This window comes from Micromonospora sp. ALFpr18c (assembly GCF_008868155.1).
Lineage (GTDB): Bacteria > Actinomycetota > Actinomycetes > Mycobacteriales > Micromonosporaceae > Micromonospora.
The window spans coordinates 1-11,325 of the sequence record NZ_WBKR01000198.1 but is presented as its reverse complement, the minus strand read 5'-3'; the positions used below and the strand labels follow the sequence as shown (position 1 = coordinate 11,325).

Annotated in this window: 11 protein-coding genes; 4 read left to right on the top strand and 7 right to left on the bottom strand. The window is 70.2% G+C overall.

From position 1 onward, the window contains the following. Window positions 1-789: 789 nt before the first annotated feature. From F8271_RS26055 to F8271_RS32620, 4 genes are all read left to right on the top strand, one after another. Entirely contained in the window at window positions 790-2,052 is a 1,263-nt protein-coding gene (locus tag F8271_RS26055; RefSeq protein ID WP_151492464.1) for an MFS transporter, read from the top strand. 61 nt (window positions 2,053-2,113) lie between these two features. After that, window positions 2,114-2,872, top strand: a complete 759-nt coding sequence (gene tcmP / locus F8271_RS26050; RefSeq protein ID WP_225854771.1) for a three-Cys-motif partner protein TcmP — start codon at window positions 2,114-2,116, stop codon at window positions 2,870-2,872. Then, entirely contained in the window at window positions 2,860-3,192 is a 333-nt protein-coding gene (locus F8271_RS33420; RefSeq protein ID WP_225854770.1) for a hypothetical protein, read from the top strand. The genes tcmP and F8271_RS33420 overlap by 13 nt, the downstream gene beginning before the upstream one ends. Before the next feature lie 62 nt (window positions 3,193-3,254). Continuing rightward, a complete protein-coding gene (locus F8271_RS32620) occupies window positions 3,255-3,431 on the top strand; it encodes a hypothetical protein (protein WP_192580458.1) in 177 nt (58 codons plus the stop codon). Window positions 3,432-3,927: 496 nt separating this feature from the next. On the opposite strand, the gene F8271_RS26040 is transcribed toward F8271_RS32620, so the two are convergent. The 7 genes from F8271_RS26040 to F8271_RS26010 form a co-directional block, all read right to left on the bottom strand. Continuing rightward, a complete protein-coding gene (locus F8271_RS26040) occupies window positions 3,928-4,905 on the bottom strand; it encodes a zeta toxin family protein (RefSeq protein WP_151492462.1) in 978 nt (325 codons plus the stop codon). Between the two features lie 17 nt (window positions 4,906-4,922). Beyond that, window positions 4,923-5,222, bottom strand: coding sequence for a hypothetical protein (locus tag F8271_RS26035; RefSeq protein ID WP_151492461.1), 300 nt, complete (start codon window positions 5,220-5,222; stop codon window positions 4,923-4,925). Beyond that, window positions 5,203-5,931 (bottom strand): histidine phosphatase family protein, encoded by a 729-nt coding sequence (locus F8271_RS26030; protein ID WP_151492460.1) that lies wholly within the window; start codon window positions 5,929-5,931, stop codon window positions 5,203-5,205. The genes F8271_RS26035 and F8271_RS26030 overlap by 20 nt, the downstream gene beginning before the upstream one ends. A gap of 61 nt (window positions 5,932-5,992) precedes the next feature. Continuing rightward, window positions 5,993-6,490, bottom strand: a complete 498-nt coding sequence (locus F8271_RS26025; RefSeq protein WP_192580457.1) for a DUF4913 domain-containing protein — start codon at window positions 6,488-6,490, stop codon at window positions 5,993-5,995. Further along, window positions 6,487-8,265 carry a type IV secretory system conjugative DNA transfer family protein gene (locus tag F8271_RS26020; RefSeq protein ID WP_151492459.1) on the bottom strand — a complete coding sequence of 593 codons (1,779 nt, stop codon included), beginning with the start codon at window positions 8,263-8,265 and terminating at the stop codon, window positions 6,487-6,489. The genes F8271_RS26025 and F8271_RS26020 overlap by 4 nt, the downstream gene beginning before the upstream one ends. Beyond that, window positions 8,262-9,746, bottom strand: a complete 1,485-nt coding sequence (locus F8271_RS26015) for an ATP/GTP-binding protein (protein ID WP_151492458.1) — start codon at window positions 9,744-9,746, stop codon at window positions 8,262-8,264. The genes F8271_RS26020 and F8271_RS26015 overlap by 4 nt, the downstream gene beginning before the upstream one ends. A gap of 9 nt (window positions 9,747-9,755) precedes the next feature. Continuing rightward, window positions 9,756-11,123 carry an SCO6880 family protein gene (locus F8271_RS26010; protein ID WP_225854769.1) on the bottom strand — a complete coding sequence of 456 codons (1,368 nt, stop codon included), beginning with the start codon at window positions 11,121-11,123 and terminating at the stop codon, window positions 9,756-9,758. Between the last annotated feature and the right edge of the window lie 202 nt (window positions 11,124-11,325).

Here is an 11,325-nt window from a genome sequence, read left to right as displayed (position 1 = left end):
TCCTGGCCTCGCTACGCAACCTCGCCATCAACGCCCTACGCCTGGCCGGCCGACCCGACATCACCGAAGCCACCCGCTGGGCAGCCCGCAACATGACCAGGCCATTCACCATCCTCGGCCTCACATCCTGATCATGAAACGGACCACCTGCACCGAACGGTTGACCGCGAGTCCCCGCAGGTCAGCCGGCACTCAAGCGACTACGCAATAGCCCTGCTCATTGCCCGGGGGTGGGTCCGCCGCGACTGCCCTCCATCGGTGCCGATTCGCCGCGCGACCTCAGTGGGGACTTCTGTCGCGTACTGTTGACGGTGCGGATGACGGCCGGTGACCAGCGGCCCGCAAGGTAGTTCCGGATATTCCGCCGCGATCGTCCGGAGGCAACTGATGACTACGCTCGGTCACTGCATCGCAGACGAATGAACACGGATCGCGGATCAACCCCTCGGCCGTGACAATTGTGGTGCACATCACAATTGGCCGATCTTAAACCGAGCCTGACTGCCGCCTTTCTCGTGGTGAAAGCCTTCGTTGAGGTTCCTGATGCGGCCCTGGAGCGCGGCATGGCGCCCCCTTCTACTTCGCCTAGGGGGCGGCGGTTGTCATGGCAGAATCGACCCCTGAGCGTTTTTGATCTTGCGATTGGATCGCTGGTCTGACCTGCGGGACCGGTAATACGGTCGGCCGCATGCCCGAACCGATACTGCCGACCAGCGGTTTGCATGCCGCTCCTTCTGAGCGTCAGGACGACTGGGGCCTCGGTGTGCACGAGGACGGCTTCGGCCTTGGATCTCCCGGGAGGTGCGGATCGTGTTGGATCTGAAGCCTTATCGGGACGCGCTCGCGCTGCCAGGATTGCGACCCCTACTGCTGGTCGCGATCCTGGCCCGGGTGCCGGTGGCGGCCACCGCCGTAGTAATGACGCTGCACGTCCTCGATCTGGGCCACGGTTATTTCGCCGCCGGACTGGTCGGGGCCGCGCTGACGGTCGGTTCGGCGCTCGGCGCACCACTCCTCGGCCGGCTGGTCGACCGGCGCGGCCTACGGCCCATGCTGCTGCTGACCACGGTGGTCGAGGCGCTGTTCTGGGCCACAGCGCCGGTCCTGCCGTACCCGGTGCTGCTCAGCGCAGCGTTCGTCGGCGGGCTGCTCACCCTCCCGGTCTTCTCCGTGGTCCGGCAGTCGATCGCCGCGCTGGTCCCGCCGACCCATCGCCGCCAGGCGTACGCGCTGGACTCGATGTCGGTCGAACTCAGCTTCATGATCGGGCCGGCGGGGGCGGTGGCCCTGGCCACCAGTGCTTCGCCCACTCTGACCATGTACGCCGTCGGCGGCGGCATCGTGCTGGCCGGACTCACCCTGCTGGTGCTCAACCCGCCGACCCGGGCCCGGGACGAGCAGACGACGCCCGCGCAGCCGCTGCCCCGCCGGCAGTGGCTGACCCCACGGCTGATCGGGCTGCTCGCCGGTGGAGCAGCCAGCACGCTGGTAATCGCCGGCATCGATGTGACACTGGTGGCGGTCCTGCGTGACGCCGGGCAGGTCAACTGGACCGGTGTGGTGCTGGCGCTCTGGGCCTCGTACTCGTTGGTTGGCGGCTTCACCTACGGCGCGCTGTCCCGCCCCGTGCCGTCGCTGGCCCTTACCCTGCTACTCGGTCTGGTCACCATTCCGATTGGTCTGGGCAGCGGCGACTGGTGGTTGCTCGCCTTGGTGCTGCTGCCATCCGGGGTCCTCACCGCGCCCACCGTAGCCGCCACCGCCGACGCGGTGAGTCGGCTGGCGCCGGCGAGCGCACGGGGTGAGGCGATGGGCCTGCACGCATCGGCGATGGTGACAGGGCTGGCGCTCGGCGCCCCGCTGGCCGGCGCGGTAATCGACGCCTCCGCGCCGGCCTGGGGCTTCGCCGCGACGGGCCTACTCGGCGCGCTGACCGCGCTGGCAGTGCTGCCGACCGAGTTGCGTCACCGGGGCTCCGACGCCGCCATGGCCACCATCACCCCCACCGCCGCTCCCGTGCCCGATTCCGCCCCCGTCCGACCGTCAATCTAGAGAAAACACCCGGCAAATCGGTTACGGCGTTCGCCCCCGCATCCGCTCCCCCCGGTCCGCCATGCCATGGCAGTGCGCGGAACACACAGGCGCCAAGCACGAGATTTACCGCCGCTACCTCGAGCGATGGTTCCCGATCCTGCTCGCCAGCTCGAACGCCTACCCCTCAGTCACGTACGCCGAGGGGTTCGCCGGACCCGGCGTCTACAGCGGTGGCGAGGACGGCTCCCCCGTCATCGCAATCCGCGCGCTCGTCGGCGAGGTTCCACCGAACAAGGGCATCGCCCGATTCGTCTTCATTGATGATGATCAGCGTTGCGTCGACATGCTGGGGGAGACCCTACTCAAAGCGTTTCCGAAACGGCCAAGGACCGACGCCGCCATGCCCGTCTGGAGGAAAAAGGGCACCTGCGCCGAAGACCTTGAGGTCGCGCTCGACCGCGTACAAGCCTGGGGCCAGCCAATATTCGCTAACCTCGACTCCTGGGGCAACGCGCCCGTCCCTTTCAAGCTCCTGCAGCGCTTGGCCACGAACGTGTCCACCGAAGTCATCGTCACGCTGCTCCCGCAGCACTTCGTCCGCTTCGTCAGCCGGTTGGATAAGGAGAAGGGCGACGACGTGTTCGGCGGAGACCCTCACTGGCGTGACGTCGTCAACCTGCCGCCGGAAGCGAAGAGTCGGCACATCCTGACCTGCTACCGGAAAGCCCTAAAGCAGCGGGTTTTCCATACCTGTTGGACTTCGAACTTGTCCCCCGCAACGGCCAGCCCCTGTATCTCGTCTTCGGCACGGGGCATCCCCTCGGCGTGCAGAAGATGAAGGACAGCCTCTGGGAGGTCGATCGACTTCAGGGGGTCGGCTTTCGTGACCCACGCGACGATCAGGCAGAAACGTTGTTCGCCTTGGACGAGCCTCTCCTCGGACCGCTGACTCGACTGCTGCAGCAGAGGCTGCGGGACAGCGCGCCGGTCCGTGTGGAGGATCTACGCCACTTCGCTCTGTTCGAGACCGTGTACCGACCTGAGCATGTCATCAAGGCACTCAAGCCACTCGTCGAGACCGGTGCCGTGAAGATCGAAGCCGGTGGTCCGCTGCGCAGGTCATCCTTCGTGTCACTGGTCCAGGAGTCTGCCCAGTAAGGCTTCGGCCGCATCGCCGCCAGCGGCGGTCAGTGGGGTAATTGCGTTCGGGAGGCGACCACGTGATCCGGATTCGGCTCGTCGCCGGCGACGTCGACGAGCTGCACGCCGCCGCCGTCGCCCAGGCTCTCACCATCATTCACACCAGCCGCCCGATGCGCCGGCGCTCGGGAGACGGCGTCTCGCTGTCCGTCGACGCCGAGCTGCCCACCACCGCGGCGATGCGACGCGCCACGTAGCGCCGGATCCACTGCCGTTGGTCAAGGGCCAAGTGGGTGTGGCTCCGGGGAGCTGCTCCGGCTATAGGGGCGTGATCTTGGTCGCCCTGGCCGGGTACCCGTCCTGGCCGGGAACTTCGTAATGGCAGCGCACCCGCTGGCCTGGCATGAGGCTTCGATACTGCGTTGGCCCAGCGACGATCGCGCTGTAGTGGGTCCACGCGGTTAGCTCGGAGTGGTCGAGAGCGACAGTCCCCCAGCCCTCTTCGTTGTGCCAGGCTGTCACCGCCCCGGTGTCCTGCAGGTCTTGGTCGCTCATGGACCTCACCGTATCGAATCGACGGAGGGCGGGCATCGGACCTGCCGTGACCGCCCCCTATCGGTGAAGGACGTCGGATCACACCCAGGTGATGGCCCAGTTCGGCGTCTCCCACGCATGTTGGACTTCGAGTCGGTGAGGCGAATCCAACGAGCGATCCGCCAGCAGCAGACAGGAGGCTCGATGGCCGACGAGTCGTCATCGGCCCGCGTCGCGTTGGCTGGGGGCTGATCGGTCAATGGCAGGGCCCGGCCTGGGAACCTTTGGGGCATCGGTCGTGCCTTGAATCGCTTGCCGGGTACTGCCGTGGATAGCCAGGGCAGCCCGTCGGGCGCGGGCGCTGGCGGGCGTTGTCAGCAGCGGCGCGGCTGCCGTGTCGATCGCGTCGAGGATTGGATGCCAGCGGGGATCGATGGCGCTATGTAGCCGGTGAGAGTTGTCGAGGTACCAGGCCCGTTCGGTGGGCGTCCAGGGGCGTTGGCGCTCGGCGCTGATGGCGGCCGTGAGCGCAGGAGGGCGTTGCCAAGCGCCGGTGGTGCTGGTGTTGGCGTAGACGACCTCGCCGTTGCGCCGAAACGCGAAGGCGACGTGTGCCAAGTCTTGGGTGTCGACGGCGTGTGCGCCGCGGATGACGCCGTGGTAGCACTCGTCGTGAATGGTGGTGTCGATCAGCCGGCCGCGGCCGACTTCCTGAACCTCGCTCCAGTACCGGTGCAGGATCCCCAGACGGCTGAGGGCCTCGGGGACCGCGACGATGGCGACTTCGACGCGGTAGCCGGCGTCGTGGAACCGGCGGGCGATGTCCTCGAACTCGCTCTCGTAGCGCATGGCCGACTCGAGGACGACGTGGCAGCGGTTGTCGATGGCGTACTGCTGGGCCTTGCCCCACCAGCGTTCACCGTCCGGTCGCACCTTCGCGCTGGCCGTGGTTTCGTCCTCGGCCTGCCAGTGGTGGAAGCTGGGGTGCATCGGGTTGTAGAAGTCCATGTTGATGTTGATGAAGCCACTGCCCGAGCCCAGCGCTTGCTTCACCATCGCGGTGACCGCCGTCTTGCCCGCGCCGGTCTGTCCTCCCACGATGACCACCACCGGCCGCTGCTGGGATGGGGCGCCGGTGAGGAACATCGGGACGATCTGGTCGCGGAAGATCCGCTCGTTGGCGTCCTCGGAGAGCACGCCGTCAGGGAATTCGGTCAACCGCGTGCCTGACGCAGCACGGCGACGCTTTCCTCACGGTGCCGGGCGACTTCGTCGATGTCGGCGGGGTCGAGATCCCGCAGGGCCTGCGCGAGACGGCTCTGAGACGCGATGACCTGCTCCAGGGAGCCCGGGTCACCGCCGGTCTGCTCTAGCTCGTAGCGGCGAGCGGACTGGGCCGCGAGGGCCTGGGCGATCAGGTCTCGGGTGACCTGGTGATCGTGGAGCTGCTCCGGTGTCAACGGCGACGGGGTGAGGCTCCCCAGCACCGACTCGTCATTTCCCGACGAAGGCATGCTCGTCCCTTCCTAGCTCAAGGTGCGGGGTTGCGGCGAACTCCACCAGCGTGAGATCGCCGGCGGTGCCGTCGTACCGGGTGATCGACGTGTTCGCGACCGGAGTCGTCGCGACGATGGCAGCGATCTCGTCGAACCCGAGGCCTTCGATGAGGTGGCGCATCACCACGACCACGGCGTCGTGGGCCACGAGCAGGACGCGCCGGCCCGCGTGCTGGGTGTTCAGGTCTGCCAGCACGGCCGCCAGGCGTCGAGCGATGTCGGCGAACGACTCACCGCCAGGAGGTTGGTAGGAGAACTCGCCTTCGGCCGCGAGCCGGGCTGCCTCTGCGGGGAACCGTTGAGCGATCATGGCGGGGGTCAGTAGCTCCAGGTCGCCCATGAGCCGATCGCACAGACGGTGATCGACGACGGCGGTGGGGTAGTCGCCACCCGACTGCGCCGCGGTTTCCGCCGTTCGTGACCAGGTCTGCCGAGCGCGGAGGTAGGGGGAGCAGATGACCTGTTGGGGCCGGCGGTGAATGGGTATAGCGGCGAGCCAGTGACCGAGTCGGGTGGCCTGCTCCCATCCCAGCGACGACAGCTCGATGTCGGCATCTCGCCCGGTCAGACCATGGTCGGTCAGGCCCCGTGCGTGTGCGTCGGCGAAGGCGACGTTAGCCAGGCTCTGCCCGTGTCGGATGAGGGTCAGCTCAGCGACGGTGTCCATGTCTCCATTATCCGTGGTGGAGCTAGAGGGGTTCGAGCTCCTCGTGGCGGTGCCAGGGGAATCAGGTGCTGTCGGTGTCGGGAAGCTGGGCGAGGACTTCCGGTGGTGCCAGCTCAGTGGGCAGGGGACGGGGCTCGGTGTGCTTGGTCGGGTTGCACCGGTTGAAGGGCCCGTATTCGGCGGCGAGCGCGGCGAGGTGTGGGTCGAGGTGGTCTCGCCACCAGATGCTCATGCCGGTTTGGGGGTCGCTGACCCGCAGGGTTTCCCAGGCCCGCCAGAGCGCGTACAGGCGGGAGATCGCCTCGGGGTGCGCCCACCACCGCGGGCACCAGTTGATGCCGCTGGTGGGCCCGGAGGCGAGGCGCCGCTCGACGACGTGGGCGAGGTAGTCGCCGACGAACGCCTCCACGTTGCGGTACACCGGCTCCGCGCCTTCCGGTTCCGCCGCCGGCGCCTCGGCGACCGGCGGGGCTGCGCCCGGATCGCCGGCGAGCTGGCCAAGGAGCGCGCTGAGGTCGGCGACGGCGTCGGCGGCCGGCCCGGCGGTGGGCGTGGTCATGGGATCGGCTCCGGTGGGACGTCGGGGGTGAGGGTCCAGTCGGTGCGGCCGGTGGGGTCCCAGTGCGCGATCGACGCGCGGATCGCGGCCGCGTAGGGCCCGTCTTGCCAGGGGGCGGTGCGGGCGAGCGCGGGCGGGGCGCCGGAGGCGTAGACGACCATCCGGCCGCGGGGCAGGGCGTGCAGGTCGGAGACGTCGAGGATGCGCTGGCGGCGGGTGGCGTGCGAGACCGACCGCTGGCCCCATCCGGATCCGCTGCTGCTGGTCGACCGGGTGGTGACGTCGTGCTCGCCGATCAGCTTCGACAGCTCTTCGAGCCAGTCCGGGTCGGCGACGCCGCCGCCGTAGGTGCGGACGTTCGCCGCCGACCAGAGCTTGCGCATGCCCTCGCGTCCCCACACGTCGACGCCTTGGGGGTAGGACTGCAGGATGGTGATGATCGGCAGGCCGTGGGAGCCGTAGTAGGAGTACAGGTTGGGCAGTTGCCGCAGGCGGCAGATGTTCGCGGCCTCGTCGAGGATGCTCAGCAGCGGCGGGTCCAGGCGGCGGCCGGCTGAGGCGCGGGCGCGCAGCTCGCCGGCGCGCAGGACGGCGTCGGTGAGCGCGGCGACGAGCGGGGCGGGGGAGCCGGGGCCGCCCTGGGAGAGCAGGTACAGCACGTCGGTGGAGATCACGAACGCGGCCGGGTCGAACTCGGGGACCCCGCCACGGGTCGGTGGGGTGACCCAGGCGGTGACGGCGGGCTCGGTGGGGCACATGAGCATCTTCTGGGCGCCGGCGTAGATGCCGCCGCGGGTCTTGTCGGGCATGTTGACCACGCCGGAGACCGCGTCGGCGGGCAGCGCGAAGCCGTGCTCGCGCAGCAGCATCGCCGGTTCGTCGTCGCGGGGGCTGACCGCCCACCGGTACGCGGCGAGGATGTCCCGGCCGGAGCAGGCGGCGGCCAGCAGTAGGTTCGCCACCAGTTCCTCGCTGGAGGGGTCGAAGAAGGCGTCGCGGCTGACGCCGGGTTCGCGTTCGGCGGAGGCGAAGTGCTCGCCGAGGCGGCGGGCGTCGGTGATGGTGGCCACGGCGCGCAGCGGGTTGAACCACATGCCCTGGTCGGGGCCGAGGATGTGCTGCGGGTCGAACGCCCACACCGTGCCACGGGTGGCGCGCAGGTCGCGGGTGGCGTCGACGATGTCGCCCTTGACGCTGGTGACCAGCGTGGGCCCGGGGGCGGCGGCGATCGCGGGGATGGCGCGGCTGGTCGTTTTGCCGGTGCGGGGGCCCCAGATGTCGACGGCCATGTCCTCCCAGGACTGGCGTAGTGGCATGCCGCCGGCGACGGTGTAGGCGATCAGCACGCCGAGCTGGTCGGGGTCGGGCCGGTCGACGTCGGCGAGGCTGGGCCGCAGCCGCCGGCCGCTGTCGGCGACGCCCTTGGGGCTGAGGTGGGCGAGGTCGGCGCGGCTGGCCATCCGCCGGGCAGCGGAGTCGACGCGGGTGCGTCGCCGGCGAGCCCACCGCCACGCCGCGACTCCCACCGTGGCGAGCAGCGCCAGGACGCCGACCTCGATCGCCGCGACGAGCGTGCACGCGGTGGTCCAGGAGATCTCGCCGCGTACCACTGCGGCGGCCACCCGGATCGGGCCGCCACCGGTGTACCCGGGCGGGTGGGTGAGCGCGACGGGCAGCCACACCCCGCTGGCGGCGATCAGGGCCAGGGCGGCGGTGCCGCCGGCGAGTAGGCCGGCGTCGTCGTGGCCACCGCGCGGGCCGGCGGGGCGGCTCACGCCATCGTCCAGCGGAAGTCGGTGTTGCCGAGCTGCTGCTCCGTCTCGGTTGGTTCCAGGTGCACTGGGATGCCCGGTCTCGACCCGACCTTGATCAGGAAGTTTCCCCGGCCGACGGTCCCGCTGCCCTCGGCGGCCGTCCAGGACGGTGGTGCCGACCAGGACAGCACCTCGCGGCGTTCGGCCTGCGAGAGCGGTCGGACGCGGGAGACGGAGTCCAGCTCCTGCTCCGAGCAGGGGCCGATCATCAGCACCGCTGAGCGTTCGGCGAAGCCTCTCGCTTTGGCCCGGTCGTGGGCGGTGGGCAGCGCCTCCAGGTCGGCCAGGGAGTGGGTGATGAAGGCGGTGCCGGTGCCCTTCTGCCGGTTCAGTCGGGTGAGGCCGTCGGCGCGGTCGACCAGGCCGTGCCCGACGCGCAGCGCCCGCCACAGCTCGTCGAGGACGGTGAAGAACGTCCGGGCGGGGGCGAGGCCGAGGTCGGCCATCAGGTGCGCGGCCTCGACCTGGGCGAAGCCGTAGGACCAGGTCGACAGCAGCGTTGCGGCGGTCCGCAGTTCGTCGGTGTCGTCGATGCTGGAGATGTCCACGCAGACGGCGGGGGTGTCGAGGCGGATCGCGGTGGTGGTCTGGCCCTCGAAGGTGTCGCCGAGCGGGCCGTGCAGCAGCGCCAGCAAGGTGCGATGCAGGCCGCTGGTTTCTTCCCGAAACTTCGGCAGGTCGTGCTCCTCCTGCCAGAGGGTGACGGCGCGGACGTCGGCGGGGGCGTCGCGCAGGATGCGCAGGACGTCGGAGAGCACCGGTGGGGTGTCGGTCTCGCGTTCGGCGAGGTAGCGCAGCGCGGCAGCGAGGACGGTGGTCTCATCCGAGCTGACGGGCCCGCGCCGGATCAGGGTGGCCAGGGCGACCAGCATGTTCAGCCGCCGGTCGGTGACGGCCGCGCGCACGACAGCGCCGGTGCGCTCGTCGACCCGGTCGAGGACCTGGCGCCACGGGCCGGCGTCGAGGGGGTTGATCCGGTCGAGGCCGGGCCCGATGCGCAGGACCTGCCCGCCGAGGGCGCGGACCAGCTCGGCGTAGTCGGGTTTGAGGTCGCCGAGGATCAGCGGGGTGACGCCCTGGGCGGTGAGGCCGAGGACCATCCGCCGTACGGCGGTGGACTTGCCCATGCCGGGCTTACCCTCGATCCACACCGACGGGTTGTTGATCAGGCGGGCGCGGGTGTACCAGGAGATCGGGTCGAAACAGACCGCGGATCCGGTGTAGAGGTGCCGGCCGATCGGAACGCCGATCATCGGCGTCGACGCGCCGGTGCCGAACGGGAACAGGCCGCAGACCTGCACGGTGGTGCCCCGGTACTCCGTCGGCGTTTCGATGTACGACCAGGCCCCGCCGCCCGGCCCGGTGTAGCCGAGCCGGCCGGGTCGGCGACCGGCGGGTCGACGTGGCGGGGGAGGGGCGGTATCGCGGGTGCTCTCGGTCATGCCGGCGTCCTAGAAGGGGATGGTGGCGTGGGTGGGCAGGACCACGCCGGCGGGCAGGCCGGCGGCGAATCCGGCGGCCTGGCACCCGTACATCGGGCGCAGCGCCAGGCGGGCCTCCCCGGCGCGGGCCCGGATGACGCCGGTGGCCTCGTCGAGCTGCGTCTCGTCGGCGACGGTGGCGGTGACCAGCACGGTGAACCGGACGACGCCGGCACCGGTGGCCTCTTCTTCGGCGGCCTGCTCGGCGGCGGCCAGGTCGGTGAGGTCGCGGGCGCTGGGGCGATGCTTCTTGGCGGCCAGGAATCGGGCGTCGCGCTTGTCGGACTCGACGAGCCGGGCCGCCTCGCCGGGGGAGTACGGCCGGTAGATCATCGTGACGCGTTTGCGCAGCAGTTGCGGGTCGGGGTCGGTCAGCCGGCTGAACAGCCGGGAGTACACCACCCCGCGTGGTGCTTCGACCAGGCACCAGGTGCGTGAGATCCCGGAGTCGTGCCGGTAGGAGTCCCAGCTCTCCCGGGTGGCCACGGGCCCGGCCTGGGGCCAGTCGGGGGTGTGCTGGGTGTCGCGGGCGAGGTCCAGCGCGGCGGCCGGGTCGTAGGCGGCACGCACCACGGAGGCCAGCCCGCGGGCGGACATCGGGATGATGCCGTCGCCGGTGGCGCCGGTCAGCCCGGCGTGCAGGTGCGGCAGGCGGGCGGCGACCTCCCGGCAGACGTCCTCGTGCGACATCGATCGCCCCGGTGGGGCGGTGTAGGTCAGCGACACCCGGGTGTCGACGGTCGCGGATCCGGCCGGGTACGACTCGACCACCTCGTTGAGGACCTGCAGGGCCAACGCAGGAGCGTCGGGCCGAGAGGTCGCGGCGACCTCGGTGGCGAGGCGGGTGCCCGGATCCGGCGTCGTCTCGATGGTGACCTGAGCCTGCACGAGCTGCGGCTCCCGCGACAGCGCGGCCAGCCACGAGGCCAGGTGCCCGACGCGGGCGTCGATGACGGCCTGGTCGACCAGGTCCATGCCCTCGGGGGCGCAGCGCAGGGTCACGGTGTAGTGCCGGCTCTGCGGCACCACGACCACAGCCACGAGCCCGGAGCGGCCGGTCTCGACCTCGTACACCTCGGATCGGGCCAGCACCCCGGGCAACTGGTGGGCGGCGGTGACCCGGGAGGCGACCCCGGAGATGTAGACGTGGTGGCGGCGGGATCGGGCGAGCCACCACGCGACGCGGGCGGTGATGACCTGGAATCCGGTGCGCCCGTTGATCCGGATCGCCAGGGGAGCGAGGACGAGCAGGCCGGTGATGGCGGTGATCAGCGCGGCCGGCGGGGAGACCGTCGCCCGCGAGGAGACCGGGCTGACGGGCTTTCGCGTTGTCCGCAAGCTGGGGGAGGTTGAGTACGACATCACACCGCTCCGGTTCGAGATTCAGTACCGTCACGTCTTTCAGTTGGAACTCCAGGGTCATTGCGTGTTGGTGTAACTGCTGGTCACGGCGTCGATGAGGTCGTGTGATCGGCGGTCGGAGCGGCGGTTGGCGCGGGCGATGTTGGTGTCGCCGTTGATGCGGTGCCAGCCGATCGCG